This window comes from Streptomyces sp. B21-105, assembly GCF_036898465.1.
GTDB lineage: Bacteria > Actinomycetota > Actinomycetes > Streptomycetales > Streptomycetaceae > Streptomyces.
This window is the reverse complement of the sequence record NZ_JARUMJ010000001.1, coordinates 7813745-7834865: the sequence shown is the minus strand read 5'-3', so window position 1 is coordinate 7834865 and position 21121 is coordinate 7813745. Positions and strand designations below refer to the sequence as shown.

The 21121-nt window shown below is 72.0% G+C and carries 12 protein-coding genes; 2 read left to right on the top strand and 10 right to left on the bottom strand.

The genetic code is table 11. The features are described 5' to 3' along the window. Nucleotides 1–150: 150 nt before the first annotated feature. Nucleotides 151–4380, bottom strand: a complete 4230-nt coding sequence (locus QA802_RS35060; RefSeq protein WP_443042312.1) for a bifunctional nitrate reductase/sulfite reductase flavoprotein subunit alpha — start codon at nt 4378–4380, stop codon at nt 151–153. A 919-nt stretch (nt 4381–5299) separates the two neighbouring features. Between QA802_RS35060 and QA802_RS35055 the strand changes: the two genes are divergently transcribed. Next, complete coding sequence (locus QA802_RS35055) at nt 5300–7216, top strand: M1 family aminopeptidase (RefSeq protein WP_334531382.1); 1917 nt, start codon at nt 5300–5302, stop codon at nt 7214–7216. Between the two features lie 235 nt (nt 7217–7451). Here the strand turns inward: QA802_RS35055 and QA802_RS35050 are convergent, their stop codons facing one another. From QA802_RS35050 to QA802_RS35035, 4 genes are all read right to left on the bottom strand, one after another. Next, nucleotides 7452–7961 carry an O-acetyl-ADP-ribose deacetylase gene (locus QA802_RS35050; protein WP_334531380.1) on the bottom strand — a complete coding sequence of 170 codons (510 nt, stop codon included), beginning with the start codon at nt 7959–7961 and terminating at the stop codon, nt 7452–7454. Nucleotides 7962–7996: 35 nt separating this feature from the next. Beyond that, nucleotides 7997–9409 carry a phytoene desaturase family protein gene (locus QA802_RS35045; RefSeq protein WP_334535062.1) on the bottom strand — a complete coding sequence of 471 codons (1413 nt, stop codon included), beginning with the start codon at nt 9407–9409 and terminating at the stop codon, nt 7997–7999. A gap of 616 nt (nt 9410–10025) precedes the next feature. Next, on the bottom strand, nt 10026–10913 hold the full coding sequence (locus QA802_RS35040) for an inositol monophosphatase family protein (RefSeq protein ID WP_334531378.1): 888 nt from the start codon (nt 10911–10913) through the stop codon (nt 10026–10028). 123 nt (nt 10914–11036) lie between these two features. Then, a complete protein-coding gene (locus QA802_RS35035) occupies nt 11037–12863 on the bottom strand; it encodes a gamma-glutamyltransferase family protein (RefSeq protein ID WP_334531376.1) in 1827 nt (608 codons plus the stop codon). A 351-nt stretch (nt 12864–13214) separates the two neighbouring features. On the opposite strand from QA802_RS35035, the gene QA802_RS35030 reads away from it, so the two are divergent. Beyond that, nucleotides 13215–13883: a hypothetical protein gene (locus tag QA802_RS35030; RefSeq protein WP_334531374.1), complete on the top strand. Its 669-nt coding sequence runs from the start codon at nt 13215–13217 to the stop codon at nt 13881–13883. Nucleotides 13884–13992: 109 nt separating this feature from the next. On the opposite strand, the gene QA802_RS35025 is transcribed toward QA802_RS35030, so the two are convergent. The 5 genes from QA802_RS35025 to QA802_RS35005 all read right to left on the bottom strand — a co-directional run bounded on the left by QA802_RS35025 (nt 13993) and on the right by QA802_RS35005 (nt 21115). Further along, the gene (locus QA802_RS35025) at nt 13993–15522 is read right to left on the bottom strand and encodes an NCS1 family nucleobase:cation symporter-1 (RefSeq protein WP_334531371.1); all 1530 of its coding nucleotides are present in this window, start codon (nt 15520–15522) and stop codon (nt 13993–13995) included. A gap of 206 nt (nt 15523–15728) precedes the next feature. Then, nucleotides 15729–16748, bottom strand: a complete 1020-nt coding sequence (locus QA802_RS35020; RefSeq protein ID WP_334531368.1) for a TIGR03842 family LLM class F420-dependent oxidoreductase — start codon at nt 16746–16748, stop codon at nt 15729–15731. 140 nt (nt 16749–16888) lie between these two features. Then, nucleotides 16889–18292, bottom strand: a complete 1404-nt coding sequence (gene hydA / locus QA802_RS35015) for a dihydropyrimidinase (RefSeq protein WP_334531365.1) — start codon at nt 18290–18292, stop codon at nt 16889–16891. 196 nt (nt 18293–18488) lie between these two features. Next, complete coding sequence (locus QA802_RS35010) at nt 18489–19331, bottom strand: nitrilase-related carbon-nitrogen hydrolase (protein ID WP_319172289.1); 843 nt, start codon at nt 19329–19331, stop codon at nt 18489–18491. A 200-nt stretch (nt 19332–19531) separates the two neighbouring features. Continuing rightward, a complete protein-coding gene (locus tag QA802_RS35005; protein WP_334531361.1) occupies nt 19532–21115 on the bottom strand; it encodes a PucR family transcriptional regulator in 1584 nt (527 codons plus the stop codon). Between the last annotated feature and the right edge of the window lie 6 nt (nt 21116–21121).

Here is a 21121-nt window from a genome sequence, read left to right as displayed (position 1 = left end):
GCAATTGTGCACGGACGGAGGTGTGTCAGATCGTGTCCACTCCTGTTGATAAAACGAACATAGGCGCGCCGCGATGGCTGAATATCAACTCTCTTCGGCGCAACGTCACTTGGTGCACGGGCGACCCACGCGCTCTTCTGGTGACTTGCATCAATAGACGTCGCGCACGTACCGCTTGTCGGTGGCGAGCTGCTTCACATAGGCCGCCGCCTCCGGCTCGCTCAGGCCGCCGTGCACGACCGCGACGTCGCGCAGAGCCTGGTCGACGTCCTTGGCCATCCGGGAGGCGTCGCCGCAGACGTAGAAGTGGGCACCGTCCCGGAGCCAGGACCACAGGTGGGAGCCGTGCTCGCGGATGCGGTCCTGGACGTAGACCTTGGCGCGCTGGTCGCGGGAGAAGGCGGTGTCCAGGCGGGTGAGGACGCCGTCGTCCCGCAGGGCGGTCAGCTCCTCCTCGTAGTAGAAGTCCGTCGCCCGGTGCTGCTCACCGAAGAAGAGCCAGTTGGGCGCCCGGTGGCCCCTTTCCCGGCGCTCCTCGAGGAAGCCGACGAAGGGCGCCACTCCCGTGCCCGGGCCGACCATCACCATCGGCGTCGAGGGGTCGGCGGGCGGCCGGAAGTGCGGCGAGCGCTGCACGTGGACGGGGACCTCGGCGCCGGGTCCGGCGTCGGCGAGGAACGGCGAGCAGACGCCCTGGCGGGGCCTGCCTGCCAGGTTCTCGTAGCGCACGACGGAGACGGTGAGCGAGACGAGGTGGGGGTCGGTCAGCGGGCTGGACGAGATGGAGTACAGGCGCGGTTGCAGCCGTCCCAGGACGTCCGTCCACTCCTGGGCGCCGGCGCGGACGCCGGACTCGGCCGCCAGGTCGACGGCCTGCCGGCCCCAGGACCACTTCGCCAGCTCGTCCTTGTTGTCGGGGCGCAGCAGCTTGCGCAGCTCGCGCGGGTCACGGGTGCGGTCGGCCGTGAAACGCAGCAGGGCCGGGGTGATCCGGGTGATGTCGAGATGGCGCAGCAGGGCCTCACCGAGCGCCGTCTCCCCCACCCCGTTGACCTGCACGCGCGCGTGCGCTTCGAGTCCGGTGACGGACAGCCACTCCGCCACCAGGTCAGGGGAGTTGAGGGGCCGCACGCCGAGCGCGTCGCCGGCCTCGTAGACGAGCGGCATCTCGCTGTCGCGTGTGTCGAAGGTGAAGCGCCGGACCTCCTTGCCGGATCCGGGCAGGCTCAGCAACCGGTTGCCGGTGAGCCGGGCGGTGACCGGAGCGGGGCGCCGGGAGCGGGCGGGCGCGGCGGACGGTGCCGCGACGACAGGCGGGGACGCGGGCCCCGCGCCGGTGGCGGGAGCGGCGTCCGGCGCACCCGTGGAGGCGGGGAAGGGCGCGGGGGCGGGAGCCGGTGCGAGTGCCTGGCCGGGAGGCGCGGGCAGGAGTTCCGTCGCGTCCTTCAGGGCGGTGAGCACCTGGTCCAGCCAGAGCTCCGCCTCCGTCTCGTAGTCCGGTTCGCAGTCGGTGCGCGGAGTCAGCCGGACGGCGCCGAGCTCGTCCATACGACGGTCCAGGCGCCGGCCGTGCCCGCAGAAGTCGTCGTAGGAGGAGTCCCCGAAGGCGAGGACGGCGTAGCGGCGGCCCTCCAGGCGTCCGGTGTCCAGCGCCTCCAGGCCGTCCCAGAAGCCGGCGCCGTTGTCGGGCGCGTCTCCGTCGCCGAAGGTGCTGGTGATCAGCAGCAGGTCGGCGTCGGAGGGCAGGGCGGCGGGGTCGGCCTCGTCCATGGCGACCAGGGCGGCCGGGTGGCCGCCGGCGGAGAGCCGCGCGGCGGTGGCGGCGGCGAAGTCCTCGGCGGTGCCGGTCTGCGAGGCCCACAGGATCACGACGCGTCGCGCCGGGTCCGGGGGCGCGGACGACGCGGCCGGGACCACGGTGGTGCGGGAGTACATGCCCGCCAGGGTGCCGTTGACCCACAGCGCGTGTTCGGGGCTGAAGGGGGCGTCCGGCGGCAGGACCGGCACGCCCGGGGCGCCGGCCGGGATACCGGCGAGGAAACCGACCAGGTAACGCCTTTCGCGCTCGGTCAGCACCGGTGGCGGCGCGGGATCGAGACCGAAGACGGCGGCCGCGGAGGGCTGGACCGCGGTGGGGACGAGAGCGGCGGACCCGCCGGGCGCGGACGGGGCCGCCGGTGTGCCGGGCACGGAGGCCGTGGAGGCCGTGGCGAAGGCCGGGTGTGCGGCCGGAACGGGTGCGGCCGGTGCCGGTGTCCCGGTGGCCGGGGCCTCGGTCGCGGGGGAAAGGACAGTAACCGGTGTCGAGACCTTCGTCAGCGAGACCGCGCACACCTTGAGCTCGGGCTGGAATGACAGCGGGTCGACGGCGTCGCTGGTGACCGCGTTGACGCTGAGGTATTCGCCGAACAGGTCGTTCCAGTGGAACGGGGCGAAACAGGATCCGGGCAGTACCCGGTCGGTGACGACGGCCGGCAGGACGGCCCGCCCGCGCCGTGAGGCGACCTCGACGGAGTCGCCGTCGGCGAGGCCGAGCGCGGCCGCGTCCTCGGGGTGCACCTCGACGAACGGGCCGGGGTCGAGCTTGTTGAGCTTGGCAACCTTGGCGGTCTTCGTCAGGGTGTGCCACTGGTGCTGCAGACGGCCGGTGTTGAGGACGTACGGGTAGTCGTCGTCCGGCATCTCCGCGGGCGGGACGTGCGGGCGCGGATGGAAGACGGCACGCCCGGAAGCCGTGGGGAAGGTGAGCGTGCCGTCGTCGTTCACGTACCGGATCGGGTTGCGGTCCGGCCCGTCCACCGTGCCGGCGGGCCACTGGACCGGGGCGGCGCGCAGCCGCTCGAACGTCACGCCGCGCAGGTCGTAACCGGTTCCCGGGTTGTACGCCCGCTTGATCTCCTCGAAGACCTCCTCGGCGCTGTCGTACGAGAAGCCGCTTTCGTAACCCATGGCGCGGGCGACGTCCGCGATGAGCCGCCAGTCGGCCGTCGCCTCGCCGGGCGGGTCGGCGGCGGGACGGGCGAGGGTGAGGTTGCGCTCGCTGTTGATGAGCACGCCCTCGGTCTCGGTCCACAGCGCGCCGGGCAGGACGACGTCGGCGTACGCGTTGGTCTCGGTGTCGGCGAAGACGTCCTGCGCGACGACGAACTCGGCCGCCTCCAGGCCTTCGATGACCGTCCTGCGGTTGGCCACGGAGGCGACGGGGTTGGTGCAGATGATCCAGCAGGCCTTGATCTCGCCGTCGGCCATCTTCCGGAACATCTCCACGGTGCCCTTGCCGACGCCGTCCGCCCTGACCGTGCCCGCCGGCAGACCCCACAGGTCCTCGGCGAAGGCCCGGTCGGCGTCGACGAGGACGGAGCGCTGGCCGGGCAGCCCCGGCCCCATGTACCCCATCTCGCGCCCGCCCATGGCGTTGGGCTGGCCGGTGAGGGAGAAGGGTCCGCTGCCCGGCCGGCAGATCGCGCCGGTGGCGAGGTGGAGGTTGATGAGCGCGTTGGTGTTCCAGGTGCCGTGCGTGGACTGGTTGAGGCCCATGGTCCAGCAGCTGGTCCACTCCCCCGCCTCGCCGATCGTCCGGGCCGCCTCGCGCAGGTCGGCCTCCGGGATGCCGGTGATCCGCGCGACGGTCGCGGGCGGGTAGTCGGCGAGGAACCGGGGCATCGCCTCCCAGCCCTCGGTGAACGCGGCAACGAACTCCGGGTCGGTGTGGCCGTTCTCGTGCAGGAGGTGCAGCAGTCCGTTGAGGAGGGCGAGATCGGTGCCCGGCCTGACCTGGAGGAACAGGTCGGCCTTCGCGGCGGTGGCGGTGCGCCGCGGGTCGACGACGATCAGTTTCGCACCCGCTTTCACCCGTTCCATCATCCGCAGGAAGAGGATGGGGTGGCAGTCGGCCATGTTGGAGCCGATGACGAGGAAGACGTCCGCGCGGTCGAGGTCGTCGTAGGAGCCGGGCGGGCCGTCGGCGCCAAGAGACAGCTTGTAACCGGTTCCGGCGCTTGCCATGCACAGCCGGGAGTTGGACTCGATCTGGTTGGTCCGCAGGAAACCCTTGGCAAGTTTGTTGGCCAGGTACTGCGCTTCGAGGCTCATCTGGCCGGACACGTAGAGGGCGACCGCGTCGGGACCATGCTCGTCGACGATGGCCCGCAGCCGCCGTGCCGTCTCGGCGACCGCCGCGTCCACGGGGGCGGGCTCCGGCTCCTCGCCGCGGTCCTGGCGGACGAGGGCGGTGGTGAGCCGGCCCGGCGCGGCGAGCATGTCGGCGGTGGTCGCGCCCTTGGTGCACAGCCGTCCGGAGTTCGCCGGGTGCCGCTTGTCGCCGGAGGCCTTGAGCACCGTACGGCGTCCGTCCGGCCCGAAGCCGATGTCGAGGACCATGCCGCAGCCGACGCCGCAGTACGAGCAGACCGTGCGCACCTTCGTCTCGGTCGCGCTGTCGGTCCGCGGGTCCGGCACGGCCACGGGCGCCCCCTTCCTTCTGACGATCGGCCTGGCGAGAGCCTCTCCAAGCCTCTGTGACGGTACGAACCGCGCATTACACAGGTGTCTCCCGGACCGGCCACCCGGAGTTAAGCCCGGCGCACAGCGCAAGGCGGCCGGATGTGAGCGGAAGCCGACCGGGGACGTGGGCGGACACCGAAGCGGCCGGGTGCGCGATGGCGTGAGCGGTGGCACGGCGAGGCCGCCCGGCGGGGCGGCGCCGGGTGCATGGTCGCACGCCGAAGCTGCCCGGCGGGCGGTCGGACGGCGCACCTGCCGGGTGACCGGCCGGGTGCGCGGTGGCACGCGAAGCGGCCGGGCGCGGGCGCAGAACGCACCGGCCCGGTGACCGGCCGGGCGGGGGGTCACCCGGCGAAGCGGCCCGGCACGTCGCCCGGCGCGCCGTGGCACGCCGAAGCGGCCGGCGGGCGCCGCCAGGCACGTGGTCGCACGCCGAAGCGGCCCGGCGGGCGGTCCGACGGCGCACTGGCCGGGCGGCGGTCGGCCGGCGAAGCGGTCGGGCGGGCGGTCGGAGGGCGACGCGGCCGACACGTCGGGCAGGCGCGCGGCGCTGGGTGCGTGGTGGGACGGCGGTGTCCGGGCAGGCGACGGCTCAGATCGCGACGGTTGGCCCGGCCGATGAGCGGGGGCGTCGCGTCCGGTTCCGGTACCGACCCTTTGCCCGCCCACCTAATGACATGCTCGCGTCATATCTGTCACGCTTCCGGCAACCGTCGCATCGCCCCGCGGCACACCCACGCCGCCGGGAACAGCCACCGAGCAGGCCGGAAACCCGGCCGTCGCAAAGGAGCAACGTGTGAGACCCACCCCCCGCAGGGCGCTCGCCGCCGGCGCGCTCGCCCTCGCCGCCCTGGCCGCCGTCTCGCTTCCCGCCGCACCCCCGGCAGCCGCCGCTCCCGACGGGGCCGCACCCACGGGCGGCGGAGCCCTCGCCGCAGCCGCGTCGCGGGGCGGCGCGGCCCCGGCGGCCGCCGTGTGCACGCCGGCCCAGGCCGTCGTCAACGGCGGCTTCGAGAGCGGCGCGTCCCCGTGGACTTCGTCCTCGACCGACGTGATCACCAACCGTACCGGGCAGGGCGCCCACGGTGGCACCGCCTTCGCCTGGCTGGGCGGGGTCGGCAGCACGCACACCGACACCCTCACGCAGAGCGTCACCGTTCCCTCCGGGTGCGCCTCCGCGACCCTCACGTTCTGGCTGCACATCGACACGACCGAGACGACCTCGTCCAGGGCGTACGACAAGTTGACCGCCAAGATCGGCACGACGACCCTGGCGACGTACTCCAACCTCGACAAGAACACCGGCTACGTCCAGAAGTCGTTCGACGTGTCGGCCTTCGCCGGGCAGACGGTGAGTCTGTCGTTCACCGGAACCGAGGACTCCAGCCTGCGGTCGAACTTCGTCCTCGACGACATCGCGCTCGACACCTCCGGCGACACCGCGCCGCCTGCCGACTCCGTCCGCACCCCGGCGGCCCCGTCGTACACCGTCAGTCTGACCGGCAACACCGCCGGCACGGTGTGGACCGGACACGAGAGCGCGACCTTCACCAACGCCTCCGCGACCGCGCTCACCGAGGTGTACCTGCGGCTCTGGGACAACTACCACGGCACCTGCGCGTCGATGCCGATCACGGTCGGCAACGTCACCGGCGGCACCGCGGGCGCCCTCTCGGTCGACTGCACGGCCCTGCGGATCGGCCTCGCCGCGCCCCTCGCCCAGGGGCAGAGCGCCACGATCGGCTTCGACCTCGGCATCACGGTGCCCAGCGGCACCGACCGGTTCGGCCACGACGGAGCGTTCAGCTTCATCGGCAACGCGCTGCCCGTGCTGGCGGTGAAGGACGGTGCGGGCTGGCATCTCGACCCGTACACGAACAACGGCGAGTCGTTCTACTCCCTGGCCGCCGACTTCAAGGTGACCCTCGACCACCCGACGACCCTGCTCGTGCCGGCCACCGGCGCCTCCGTCGACACCGCGGGCTCCAGCGGCCGCACCATCACCACGTCGACCGCGTCCCAGGTACGGGACTTCGCCTGGGCGGCCGGCCCCTTCAGCAAGATCTCCGGCACCTCGGCGGCCGGCACCCCGATCAACGTGTACTCCGTCTCCGGCATCAGCTCGGCCAACGCCCAGTCGATGCTCACCACCGCGAAGACTGCGGTGGACGCCCACTCGTCCCGCTTCGGCGCCTACCCCTACGGTGAGTTGGACGCCGTCATCGACAACGGCTTCTGGTTCGGCGGCATGGAGTACCCCGGCTTCGTCCTCGACAAGGTCAGCGTCACCGCGCTGACCCATGAGATCGGCCACCAGTGGTGGTACGGGATCGTCGGCGACGACGAGTACAACACCCCCTGGCTGGACGAGTCGTTCACCGACTACGCCACCGACCTCGCGCTGGACAAGACCGGCAGCGGCTGCTGGAGCAGCGTGTCCTGGGCCTCGTCGGCGGAGAAGATCACCAACTCGATGGCCTACTGGGACGCCCACCCCTCGCGGTACGCCACCGTCGTCTACGACTACGGCAAGTGCGCGCTGCACGACCTGCGGCGACTGATCGGCAACACCGCGATGGCCGACTTGCTCAAGGACTACGCCGCTTCGCACTGGTACGGCGTCTCGACCACGGCCGAGTTCAAGGCGGCCGCCCAGGCCGCCACCACCACCGACCTGACGTCGTTCTGGACCACACACCGCATCGACGGCTGAAACAGCGCCTGAAACAACGCCTGAAACAGCGGCCGTGCCCGCAGCCGAAACAGCGCCACAAACCGTGTCGAAACGGGGGCGGGTTCCTGCGGCTGAAATAGTGTCTGAAACTCCTATCGAAACGGGAGTTGCACGACGGTAGAAACGGCGGCCGACGGACCTGGTGTCGGCCGCCGCCCGTGCTGCCGCAGGCTCCGCGGGCTGAAACGGGTGGGTCAGGTTTCTGAAACCAGCGTCAGCCGACCTGGCCGGCGAAGGCCGCGTACGCCCGCTCGTCGAAGAGCACGAACCTCACCTCGGCCACGGTCGTGCGCGCCGCCCGTACCGTCTCGACGGCGATGCGGGCAGCGTCGTCCATCGGCCAGCCGTAGATGCCCGCGGAGACCGCCGGGAAGGCCACGGTGCGGGCGCCCAGCTCGTCCGCGACCCGCAGCGACTCCCGGTAACAGGAGGCCAGCAGCTCCGAACGGTCCTCGGTGGCGCTGTACACGGGACCCACGGTATGGATCACCCAGCGGGCGTCCAGGTCACCCGCGGTGGTGGCGACCGCTTGGCCGGTGGGCAGGCCTTTGCCGTAGCGGGAGGCGCGCAGACGGCGGCAGTCGGCGAGGATCTCGGGGCCGCCCCGGCGGTGGATGGCGCCGTCGACGCCACCGCCGCCCAGCAGCGAGGAGTTGGCCGCGTTGACGACGGCGTCCACGGACTGCCGGGTGATGTCGCCCCGAACGAGCGTGATCATGGTCATGCCCGTCTGTATACCCGCGCGGAACGGCCGCGCGCTCACCCCTTCTGCCGCAGCCTCCGCCAGACGGCCTTGGCCGCGTTGTGACCCGACATGCCGTGCACGCCCGGGCCGGGCGGCGTGGCCGAGGAGCACAGGAAGACGGCCGGGTGCGGAGTGGCGTACGGGAACGCCGTCAGCTTGGGGCGCAGCAGGATCTGGAGCCCGGAGACCGCTCCGGAGGCGATGTCCCCGCCGACGTAGTTGGCGTTGCGGGCGGCGAGTTCGGCGGGCCCTGCGGTGACCCGGGCGAGGACCCGGTCGCGGAATCCCGGCGCGAAGCGCTCCAGTTGGCGTTCCATGGCGTCGGTGAGGTCGCCGGTCCAGCCGCTGGGCACATGGCCGTACGCCCAGAACACGTGCTTGCCCTCGGGGGCGCGGGTCGGGTCGACGACGCCGGGCTGCACGGTGATCAGGAAGGGCCGCTCGGGCGCGCGGCCTTCCCGGGAGGCCGCTCGCAGCGCGGCGCCGATCTCCGCGCTGTCCGCGCCGATCTGCACGGTGCCGGCCCTGCGGGCCTCCTGGGCGGTCCAGGGGACAGGACCGTCGAGGGCGTAGTCGATCTTGAAGACGCCGGGGCCGTACTTGTAGCCCGCGTAGTAGTCGCCGAAGCCGGCGATGCGGCCGAGGGCGGTGGGCGAGGTGTCGAAGACGTACGCGCGGGCGGGCGGCAGGTCGTCGAGGCGCTTGACCTCGTAGTCCGTGTGGACGCTGCCACCGAGATCCTCGAGGTACGCGGCGAGGGCGTCGGAGAGGGACTGGGAGCCGCCGCGGGCCACCGGCCAGCCGCGGGCGTGCGCGGCGAGGGCGAAGACCAGGCCGACGGCGCCGGTGGCGAATCCGCTCAGCGGGGCCATGACATGGGCGACGAGGCCGGCGAAGAGGGATTTGGCCCGTTCGTCGTGGAAGCGGCGGGTGAGCCAACTGGACGGGGGCAGGCCGACCAGACCGAAGCGGGCCAGGGTGAGCGGGTCGCGCGGAAGGGCGGTCAGCGGCAGCGACATGAAGTCGCGGACCAGGGCGTCCCACTTGGGCAGGAAGGGCTCGACCAGGCGGCGGTAGGGGCCCGCGTCGCGCGCTCCGAAGGAGGCGGCCGTCTCCGCCACGGACCGGGACAGCACGGCGGCGCTGCCGTCGAGGAAGGGGTGGGCCATGGGCAGCTCGGGCTGCAGCCACTTCAGTCCGTAGCGCTCCAGGGGCAGGGCGCGGAAGGCGGGCGAGTTGATGCCGAGCGGGTGGGCGGCGGAGCACGGGTCGTGTCGGAAGCCGGGGAGGGTGAGCTCCTCGGTACGGGCGCCCCCGCCCACGGTGTCCCGCGCCTCGAAGAGCGCCACGGAGAAGCCGCGCCTGGCCAGCTCCACCGCTGCGGTCAGCCCGTTGGGCCCCGCTCCCACCACGACCGCATCGAGCATCGACGGCACTTCGACCCCTTCGTCAGCCGGTGACCACCGCAATCGGTGGCCCCCGCAATCAGGATATGCCGGGGGTACCGCGAGACCTGCGGCGCGGGGGGCTCGAAACCGGCCGGAACGAGCAGCCGCCCTCCTCGCGCGCGGAGCATCGCCGTGGCCGTGGCGGGCGGCGGCCCCTGCGGGGCAGCGCGGCGGCCGGCCGGACGCCCCCGACGTCCACGCCCCTGCCGTCCACGCCCGGGCCCGTCCGCGCCCCGACGGACCGCCTCACCCCGGACAGCCCCGCACCGGGCGGACTCCCCGCCTCCCCCTCCCCCTCCCCCTCCCCCTCCCCCTGGTATTGCACAAAGCCCGTCCCGGCCCAGCCGACCAGCTCAAACCGGACAGCCCTGCACCGCTGCACCGCTGCACCGAGCAGGCTCCCCGCCCCCGAGACCGCGCAGAAGCCCTTGCGGGCCGGGGCGCGCCGGGTGGTCCGGCGGCGGGCCGACGCGCGGTCTGCAGCCGGGATCGCGCGCGGCGGCCGGGACGGGACGACGGGCAGCGCGCCGTCGGCCGCCCGGGCCTCACCGGGGCCTCCCCGCACCGGGTGCCCCGGGCCGCCCGCCCGCGGTGTTCAGGCGGTGCGCCGTTGCGTCTCGGCTCCGGACAGGCGACGTGGTTCGCCTCCCGCGAGCAGGGCCGCAACGCGACGGGCCGTGGCCGCGTCCCGAGCCGCCGTGAAGGGCAGGGGGTTGCCGCCCCTGACGCGGAACGGCTCGCCGGTGAGCGTGAGGTGGGCGCCGCCCGCCTCCTCGACCAGGAGCAGCCCGGCCGCGTGGTCCCAGGCGGCCTCCCAGGAGAAGGCCGTGGCATCCAACTCGCCCCGGGCGATGGCGAGATACTCGAGGCCGGCCGAACCGCACGCGCGTGGTGCGACCCCGTCCGTCCACAGCCCCAACAGGGCGTGCTTCTGCTCGTCGGTCGTGTAGTCGGGGTGCGAGGTGGCCACCGTCAGGTCGCCGCCGGGCTCGGGCGGGCCGGCGAACAGCCGCTCGCCGTCGAGGAAGGCGCCACCGCCGCGGACGGCTGTGGCCAGCTGGTCACGGGCCGGAGCGTACGTCCAGGAGGCGAGCAGGACGCCGTGGCGGACGAGCGCGACGAGGGTGCAGAAGCCGTCGTCCCCGTGTACGAACTGCCGTGTGCCGTCGACGGGGTCGACGATCCAGACCGGTGTCCCGCCCTGTATCGCCTCGTATGTCGCCGGGTCGGCGTGCACCGCCTCCTCGCCGACGACGACCGAACCCGGCAGGAGGGAGCCCAGCGCCTTGGTGAGGAACAGCTCGGCGTTGCGGTCGGCGTCCGTCACCAGGTCGTGGGGGCCGTTCTTCTGGTCTACCTCGTGCGCGGCGAGCTGCCGGAAGCGCGGCATGATCTCGGCTGCGGCGGCCCTGCGGACCGCCTCCTCCACGTCGGCGGAGTGGCGGGCGAGAAACTCGTCGATGGTTTCCGTGTCTTCGATCATGCCTCCATGAGAGCACGCCCCACTGACATTCCCCGCCCGCCCGGTGCATCCCGGGTGGAATCGGGATGAAGAACGAGCGCCCGCACGCAGGCCCGCCCGGCCGCCCGGCAGGGGCACGGTTCGTCAGCGGCCCACCGCGTACCCCTGCATGCCGCGCGGGTTCGCGGCCGCCGACAGGATCCCGGTCGCCGGATCGCGGGCGACCGCGCAGAGGCGGCCCTCGGACCAGGCGTCGCCGACGGTCACGCGGTGGCCGCGCCGCCGCAGCTCGTCCACCACCACATCCGGCATCCGGGCCTCCACGGTGAGACTGCCCGGTCGCATGCCGCGCGGGAAGAAGGAGCCGGGGAAGCCGTCGTTGTGCCAGTTGGGCGCGTCGATCGCTCCTTGCAGGTCGAGTCCGCCGCGCACCCGCGCCCGCAGGGCGACCCCCAGGAGGAAGTGCAGCTGCCACTGGTCCTGCTGGTCGCCGCCGGGCGTGCCGAACGCCATGACCGGGACCCCGTCGCGCAGCGCGAGCGACGGCGTCAGGGTGGTGCGCGGGCGCCGCCCCGGGGTGAGGGAGTTCGGCAGGCCCTCCTCCAGCCAGGTCATCTGCAGCCGGGTGCCGAGCGGGAAGCCCAGCTCGGGGACGACCGGGTTGGACTGCAGCCAGCCTCCGCTGGGCGTCGCCGCGATCATGTTGCCCCAGCGGTCGACGACGTCGAGGTGGCAGGTGTCGCCGCGGACGGCCCCGTCCACGGCGACCTCCGGCTCACCGGGAACGGGCGACGCCGGCCCCTTGGCGACGGTCGGCTCGCCGACGCCCAGGGGGCTGAAGGCGGGGTCGTCGGAGGCGATCACGTGCGCGTGCGCGCTCAGCCGGGGGTTGCGTCCCCCGGGGCTGCCGGGCCGCAGCTCGTACGACGCCTCGTCGCCGATCAGCCTTCGCCGCGCCGCGTTGTAGCCGGCGGCGAGCAACGCGTCCAGGGGGACCTCGGCCGCGTCGCCGTACCAGGCCTCGCGGTCGGCCATGGCGAGCTTGCAGCCCTCCACCAGGAGATGGACGTAGGCGGCCGAGCCGTACGCGGGCAGGTCGGGCGGGAGCAGCGCGAGCTGCTGCAGGAGGGCCGGACCCTGGCTCCAGGGGCCGGCCTTGCACACCGTCCAGCCGTTCCAGTCGTACGTCGCCGGCGTCTCGTAGGACGCGGACCAGGCGGCGAGGTCGGCGGCCGTGAGCGTGCCGGTGCGGTGTTCGCCGCTGGTGTCCAGGGTGGGCCGGGCGGACTGCCGCACGAGCGCCTCGGCGACGAACCCGGACCGCCACACCTCCCGCGCGGCCTCGATCCGCGCCTCCCGGTCGCCCGCCGGGCCGGTCTCGGCGAGCAGCCGCTTCCAGGTGGCCGCGAGCGCCGGGTTGCGCAGCAGTTCACCGGTGCGCGGCGGCCGTCCGCCGGGCAGGTACACCTCCGCCGACGAGGTCCACTCCGTCTCGAACAGCTCCCGCACCGTCTCGACGGTCGCGCCGACGTTCTCCACGGGCGCGTGCCCGTGCTCGGCGTACCCGATGGCGTACTTCAGCACGTCGTCGAGGGACTTGGTGCCGTAGTCCCGCAGGAGGAGCAGCCAGGCGTCAAAGGCGCCGGGGACGGCGGCGGCGAGCGGCCCCGTGCCGGGCACGAGGTCCAGGCCGAGACCGCGGTAGTGCGCGACCGTCGCCCCGGCGGGCGCCACCCCCTGCCCGCACAGCACGCGCACCTCGTCGCCGGCCGGTGCGAGCAGGATCGGGACCTCTCCGGCGGGCCCGTTGAGGTGCGGCTCGACGACGTGCAGCACGAAGGCCCCGGCCACAGCCGCGTCGAAGGCGTTGCCGCCGTCCTCCAGCACGGCCATCGCCGACTGCGAGGCCAGCCAGTGCGTGGCGGAGACCATGCCGAACGTGCCCTGCAGGGTGGGGCGGGTGGTGAACACGGGGGCTCCTCACTGCGCTGCGGCCGACCTCGCGATCGTACGCATCCGCCGCCCGCGCGGGCCCGGAGAGCGCGGCGCCCCCGTCGGGAATCCCGTCCCGGACGACGCGCCTCGCCACGCATCTCGCCGTACGCCTCGCCGTACGCCTCGCCCGGCACCTCCCCCCTGCACCGCACGCAGAGTCCTGTATGCACCATGAAAGGTTGTTACGTCCCGTGCGATCCGGGCCCCTTCGTCATCGCCCGGCCACGGAGCGAGTTCGCACTTCCGCCCCACAGGGAGTCGTGTGACACTGGCGTCTGCTGTCCGCACTGCGGACCCCGTCCGCACCGTCCCCCACGAAAGTGCTCCGTGCGCTCTCTCCCACTGCCGCTCGCCCTCACCGCGCGTCTGACCCCGGTGGTCGTGCTCGCCTGTGCCGGCTGGGCGATGTCGTCCGGTCCGCTCGACGAAACGCAGGACTCCGCGAGCAAGGACACGCAGAAGACCCAGTCCGAGAAGTCGTCCGGGCCGTCCTCCACGGCCGTCTCCAAGACGTACGCCGCCGCGCCCGCCCCCTGCACCGGTGTGACCGTCAAGACGGTCGCCTCGCTCGTGCCGGGCGCCAAGACGGCGGGCAAGGAGATTCCGTCCACGGACACCGCGCTGCGCCGCACCTGCTCCTGGAACGCGCTCAAGGGCTACGACTACCGCTGGCTCGACATCTCCTTCGAGGTCACGGAGTCGGACGAGGCGGCGCAGAACTCGTACAAGGAGCGCACCAAGGAGAAGAGCGGCGGCGGGGCGGTTCCGGGTCTCGGCAACGAAGGCTACTCGGTGGTGAACCTCACGACCGAGGACAAGCAGCAGACCCGTGAGGGCGTCGTCATCGCCCGGGTGGCCAACGCGCTGGTGATCGTCAACTACAACGGCAGCGACTTCGAGACGAAGAAGGCGCCCGCCACCGACGAGATCAACAAGGGCGCGATCAAGGCCGCGAAGGAAGCGGTGGCCGCCCTGCAGAGCGGCCGCAAGAGCTGAGGGCTCCGCAGCCGGTTCGTCCCGTTCGCCCGCTCGCGACACGGCTCCCGCACGAAACGGCGTCCGCGGCACGCGCGCGAGGGATGCACACGTGCCGCGGGCGCCCGTCTCAGACGGTGCTTTCCTCCCGTCGGCCGCGCGGCAGCATCAGAGCCAGGTACACCACGATCGAGGTGCCCAGGCCGACGGCCCAGCCGTAGTCGGCGAGAGGTTCCAGCGCCGGGATCGGACGGCCGTCGAACAGCGGCTTGAAGCTGGCGCCGCCGATCGCGAGGACGCCGCCGGTCACGAAGGCGGCCACGGCGCGCCAGTTCCAGCCGCCGTCGTACCAGTAGCGGCCGCCGGCCCGGTACAGGTCGGTCAGGTCGAGTCTGCCGCGGCGCAGGATCCAGTAGTCGGCGATGAGGATGCCGGCGACCGTGCCCAGCAGACCGCCGACCAGACCGAGCCAGGTGAAGATGTAGCCCTGCGGGTCGGAGTACAGCTTCCACGGGAAGATCAGCACGCCGAGCACGCAGGTGGCGAGTGCGCCGGTGCGGAAACTGACCTTGCGGGGCGCGACGTTGGAGAAGTCGAAGGCCGGCGACACCAGGTTGGCCGCGATGTTCACCGACAGGGTCGCCACCAGCACCGTCACCAGCGCGAAGAGCAGCCCGAAGACGTTGTCCGTCCTGGCGGCGAGCTGTACCGGGTCCCAGATCGTCTCGCCGTACACGGCCTGCGAGCCGGAGGTGACCATCACCGACAGCAGCGCGAACAGCGTCATGGTCGTGGGCAGACCGAGAGCCTGTCCCCAGGTCTGCGCCTTCTGCGACTTCCCGTAGCGGGTGAAGTCGGGGATGTTCAGCGACAGCGTCGACCAGAAGCCGATCATGCCCATGAGGGACGGCCAGAAGAGTTTCCAGAAGTCGCTGCCCCAGCCGAGCTTGGAGGGCTGGTCCAGCAACGGGCCGAAACCGCCTGCTTTGTTGCTCATCCAGATCAGCATGACGAGCGCGCCGACGAGGACGAAGGGTGCCGCCCAGTTCTCGAAGCGGCGGATCGTCTCCATGCCCCGGTAGATGATCGCGACCTGGATCACCCAGAAGATCGCGAACGACAGCCACATGGTCCAGGCGTAGCCGCCGATCTTCCCGGCGTCGCTCCAGCCGCCGCCGATCAGCTTCCCGGCGAGGAAGTAGATGGCCTCACCGCCGATCCAGGTCTGGATGCCGAACCAGCCGCACGCCACCAACGCCCGTACCACAGCGGGGAGGTTGGCGCCGCGGATACCGAAGGAGGCGCGGGCGAAGACCGGGAAGGGGATGCCGTACTTGGGTCCCGCGTGCCCGGTGAGCAGCATCGGCACCAACACGATCACGTTGGCCAGGGCGATGGTGAACACCGCCTGCTTCCAGTCCATGCCGACGGCGATCAGACCGGAGGCCAGCGTCCACGACGCCGTGTTGTGGGCCATTCCGACCCACAGCGCGGAGAAGTTGTACGTGGTCCAGGTGCGCTTCTCCACCGGGACCGGGAGCAGGTCCTCGTTGGCGTAGGGGCCGCTGGGCTGCGGCGAACCAGGGGCGATCTCCACCCGGCCGTCGGCGAGGGTGACTTGGGCGGTCGGCGGTATGGCCGTGGGAGCGGTGTCGGTCATGAGCAGGCCAATCAAACGAGGGGCGGATCCGGAAAGGCCGTGCGGGGTCTCCGGGCCCCCTCCTCCCCGGACGGTGGAGGAGGGGAGAACTGGAGTGGGGGGATGGGGAGGGGAGCGGTGGGAGGGGGCGGGGGGCGGAGCGGGGGGAAGGCGGGAGGCGGACGGTGGGGAGCCGGGCGCGGGAGGCAAGAGGGAGCGGGGAAGGGTCAGCCGTTGACCGCCGGGATGACCGTCGCGCCGTAGGCGTCGATGACCTTCTCCTGCGCGTCGTGCATGTCATAGACGGCGAACTGGTCGACGCCGAGGTCGCGCAGGGCGTTCAGCTTCTCGATGTGCTTCTCGACCGGTCCGACGAGGCAGAACCGGTCGACGATCTCGTCGGGCACGAACGCCGTGTCGGGGTTGTCGCTGCGTCCGTGGTGCGAGTAGTCGTAGCCTTGCCGGGCCTTGATGTAGTCGGTGAGCTCCTCGGGGACCTGGGCGGAGTGCTCGCCGTACTTCGACACCAGGTCGGCCACGTGGTTGCCGACCATGCCGCCGAACCACCGGCACTGCTCGCGGGCGTGGGCCAGCGCCTGCGGCGAGTCGTCGTCGGTGACGTACGCGGGGGCGGCCACGCAGATCTTGACCTCGCCGGGGTCACGTCCGGCGGCGGTCGCCGCGTCCTTCACGGCCTTCACCATGTACTCGGTGAGGTACAGGTCGGCGAGCTGGAGGATGAAGCCGTCGGCCTCCTCACCGGTCATCTTCAGCGCCTTCGGCCCGTACGCGGCCATCCAGACGGGGAGCCGGGCGTCGTCCTTGATCCAGGGGAACCGCACGACCGTCCCTCCGAGGTCCGCCTCCCGGCCCGAGCCGAGCGCCCGGATCACCTTCATGGCCTCGCTGATCCGGGCGAGGGTGTTGGGCGCGCGGCCGGCGACGCGCATGGCGGAGTCGCCGCGGCCGATGCCGCAGACGGTGCGGTTGCCGAACATGTCGTTGAGGGTGGCGAAGGTGGAGGCGGTGACCTCCCAGGTGCGGGTCCCCGGGTTGGTCACCATGGGGCCGACGGTCAACCTCTCGGTGTTCGCCAGGATCTGGCTGTAGATCACGAACGGTTCCTGCCAGAGCACGGCCGAGTCGAAGGTCCAGCCGTGGGTGAAGCCGTTCCGTTCGGCGCGCTGCATCAGGCTGACGACGCGGGAGGCAGGGGGGTCGGTCTGGAGGACAAGTCCGAAGTCCATCGGTCTCCTTGCAATGGTCTGGAAGCGTTCTTTCGCCCTGTAAAGGGCCGGTTCGGGCTGGACCGCAATCTTCGGATCGAAAGCTCACTCATCGAGGGGGCGGAGTCACGGGCACTGCTCCTGGTTGCTGCGGCGTCACCTCATTGGAGGTACTGGCAAGTTGAGCGGGGCGTGTACAGGCCGTGGCCGGCACGCCCCGCGAACTCCCGCTGATCGATGACGAGTTCGCCCCGGGACAGCACCGTCTCCACGCGGCCGGTGATCCGCCTGCCCTCGTAGGCCGAGTAGTCGACGTTCATGTGGTGGGTCTCGGCGGAGACGGTCTGTTCGGCCTGCGGGTCGTAGATCACGACGTCGGCGTCGGCGCCCGGGGCGATGGTGCCCTTCTTGGGGTACATGCCGAACATGCGGGCGGGGGTGGCGCAGGCGATCTCGATCCAGCGGCGGCGGCTGATGTGCCCGTCGACGACGGCCTGGTGGAGCAGGTCCATACGGTTCTCGACGCCCGGCAGGCCGTTGGGGATCTTCGAGAAGTCGCCCCGGCCGAGCTCCTTCTGTCCCTCGAAGCAGAACGGGCAGTGGTCGGTGGAGACGACCTGGAGGTCGTTGGTCCGCAGCCCCTGCCACAGCTTGGCCTGGTGCTCCTTCGGCCGCAGCGGTGTGCTGCACACGTACTTCGAGCCCTCGAAGTCGGGTTCGGCGAGGTTGTCGGTCGACAGGAACAGGTACTGCGGGCAGGTCTCGCCGAAGACGTTCAGCCCTTCGTCCCGTGCCCTGGCCAGTTCAGCAACCGCTTCCATCGCCGATACGTGCACCACGTACAGCGGCGCGCCGGCGACCTGCGCGAGCTTGATCGCGCGATGGGTGGCCTCGGCCTCCAGCAGGGCCTTGCGGACCTCGCCGTGGTAGCGCGGATCCGTCTCGCCGCGCGCCAGCGCCTGTTCGACCAGCACGTCGATGGCGATGCCGTTCTCCGCGTGCATCATGATCAGTCCGCCGTTCTCGGCGGAGCGCTGCATGGCGCGCAGGATCTGGCCGTCGTCGCTGTAGAAGACGCCGGGGTAGGCCATGAACTGCTTGAAGGAGGTGACGCCCTCCTCCACCAGATGGTCCATCTCCTTGAGCGTGTCCTGGTTCACGTCGGAGACGATCATGTGGAAGCCGTAGTCGATCGCGCAGTTGCCCTCGGCCTTCGCGTGCCAGGCGTCGAGGCCTTCGCGCAGGCTGTGCCCGACGCTCTGCACCGCGAAGTCGACGATGGTCGTGGTGCCGCCCCAGGCGGCGGCCCGGGTGCCGGTCTCGAAGGTGTCGGAGGCGGAGGTGCCGCCGAACGGCAGCTCCATGTGGGTGTGGACGTCCACCCCGCCCGGGATGACGTATTTCCCGGTGGCGTCGATGACCCTCTCGGCGGTCCAGGCCTCGGCGGCCGGGGTGCCGGAGGCGGCGAGGGCGGCGATGCGGCCGTCCTCGATCAGGACGTCGGCGTGGATCTCGTCGGACGCGGTGATGACGAGACCACCCCGGATGACGGTTCGGCTGCTCATTCTCCCTCTCCTGCCGTGTTCACCACTGTTGTCGTGTCAGAGGGGGCCGCCGGTCCGGCCCCCGTTGCACCGGACCGGCGGCGGTCGCGACCTCGATCCAGGCCTCGAACTCGGACTCGACCTCGGACTCGACGTCGGTCTCGGGCTCGGACTCGACGTCGGTCTCGGGCTCGGGCTCGGGCTCGGGCTCGGTCGACTACGGTGCGGTCAGCGGGCCGTAGGCCTCCGGACGGCGGTCGCGGTAGAACTGCCAGCGGTCGCGGACCGCGCGCAGCTTCGCCATGTCGAGGTCGCGGACGACGAGTTCGGGCTCCTTGTCGCTGGCCACCTCCCCGACGAACTGGGCCTCCGGGTCCACGAAGTACGAGGTCCCGTAGAAGTCGTTGTCGCCGAGCTCCTCGACGCCGACCCGGTTGATCGCGCCGACGAAGTACTCGTTGGCGACGGCCGCCGCCGGCTGCTCCAGCTGCCACAGGTACGCGGACAGACCGCGGGAGGTCGCCGACGGGTTGAAGACGATCTCGGCGCCCTCGAGCCCCAGCGCGCGCCAGCCCTCGGGGAAATGGCGGTCGTAACAGATGTAGACGCCGATCTTCCCGACGGCCGTCTCGAAGACCGGCCAGCCGGCGTTCCCAGGGCGGAAGTAGAACTTCTCCCAGAAACCGTTCACCTGCGGGATGTGGTGCTTGCGGTACTTGCCGAGGTAGGAACCGTCCGCGTCGATCACGGCGGCGGTGTTGTAGAGGACGCCGGGCTGTTCCTCCTCGTACATCGGCAGCACCAGGACGATGCCGTGCTCCCTGGCGAGCGCCTGGAAACGCCGGACGATCGGGCCGTCGGGGATCTGCTCGGCGTACTCGTAGAACTGCGGGTCCTGGACCTGGCAGAAGTACGGTCCGTAGAACAGCTCCTGGAAACACAGGACCTGAGCACCCTGCGCGGCCGCGTCGCGGACCGCCTGCTCGTGCACCTGGATCATCGATTCCTTGTCGCCGGTCCAGGCCGTCTGGAAGACGGCGGCACGGATCACTCTGCTCATCGGGACCTCCGGTCGCTCGGTGTACGAGGAGCGTAGGAAGCCGACCGGTCCGCTTTGAGTTGCACGGTGTCACGCCTGCGCAGGTCCGGCGTGTCACCGTGTCACGTCTTCCCGGACTCATGTTTCACCACCGTTTTCCCAGGTCGTTACCTGTTTCACAGCTGTTTCCCGGGCACCGGCCGCGCGCGGCACAGCGGCCGTCAGCCCTGCTGCGCGTCGTGCGCGAGGAGCGCGATGTGCACCGAGGCGGCCTGTTCGAAGTCGTCGAGGTCCACGCCCAGCCGGCCCTCTATCGCCTCCAGCCGGCGGTACAGCGCCGGCCGGGAGACGTGGTGGAGCTGGGCGGTGCGGGACTTGTTGCGGCCGGTGGCCAGATATGTCCGCAGGACGGCGAGCAGGTCGTCGCCGGCCGCGCACAGCAGTCCGTCCAGCTCCCGCTCGGCGAACGACTGCACGTGCGGGTCGTCCCGCAGCAGCCGGATCAGTCCGCGCAGGTGGACGTCCCTCAGCCGGACGACGAGCGGCAGGTCGAGGACGGCTGCCGAGTCGGCCACGGCGTCCGCCACGTGCTGGGCCTCGCGCAGCCCGGCGGGCACCTCGTCCCACACGGTCCGCGGGTCGGCGGCCGCGACGACCGTGCGGGCCCGGCCCGACTCGGTGCGCAACCGGGTCGCGAAGTGGGCGGCGAGCGCCTCGGCGTCCTGGTCGCGGGCGAGGCTGAGCAGCACCGCCGTCGCCCCGTCCGCGAGTTCCGCGACCAGTCCCGGCAGTCCCAGCAGCCGCAGCACGCGGTCGAGTCGGTCGAGGGCGACGTCCCGCACGACGAGCGGCACGAAGGTGCGCCGGTTGACGGGGAGGCCGGCCGCCCGGGCCCGCGGCAGCAGCTGGCGCGCCGGGACGACACCGGAGATCAGATCCGTGAGCAGGCTCTGCGCGGACTGCTCCTCCCAGGAGTGGGCGGAGGCGCCGCCGAGCATGCGGTGCAGCACCAGCGCCTCGGCGGCCCGGTCGGCGAGCAGCCGTCCGCCCGCGGTGGCGCCGCGGTGGCCGCAGAGCACGATCTGCCCCCAGCGTTCGCCGCGGCCGCCGAGTTCGGCGCGGATCCAGCCGTCGCCCTCGGTGCCGCCGGCCTGGCGGGCGATGCGTTCCCAGTCCCGCAGCACGTCGTCGACCGCCGGCCGCTCCCCCGCCGTGGCCAGCACCCGGTGGGCGAGGTTGGTGACGACGACGGGACAGCCGGCGTGCTGGGCGATCTCGTCGAGCAGCAGTTGCAGCGGAGCTCCCGCGGTGATCAGCGCGGTGAGCGCGGTCCGCACGGCCTCCGAGAGGCTGACGGCGGCGAACTTGCGCCGCACCAGCCGGGACTGCACCTCCTCCGTCAACTCGGCGAAGGGGAAGGGGCGATGGAGCACGATCATCGGCAGCCCGCACCGTTCGGCGGCCCGCCGCATCGCGTCGGGCGTGGTCGGGAACGCCCGTCCGAGGCCCAGCACCACGGCCGCGGCCTCGGCGCGGTGCAGGGAGCGGACGTACTCGGTCTGCGCGTTCTCGTCGCCGGCGAGGAGCACGCCGGTGGTGAGGACCATCTCGCCGCCGGTCAGCATCACGCCGACGTCGGCGGCCTCGGCGACGTGCACCCAGCGCACCGGCCGGTCGAGCCGGCCGGCGCCCGCCACCACTTCGGGTTCGCCGGCCATCACCCTTTCCAGGGACAGGACCTGACGGACCGACAGGGCGGGTTCCAGCGGCTCCACGGGCCCCCAGGACTCCAGGGCAATGGTCATGGTGAT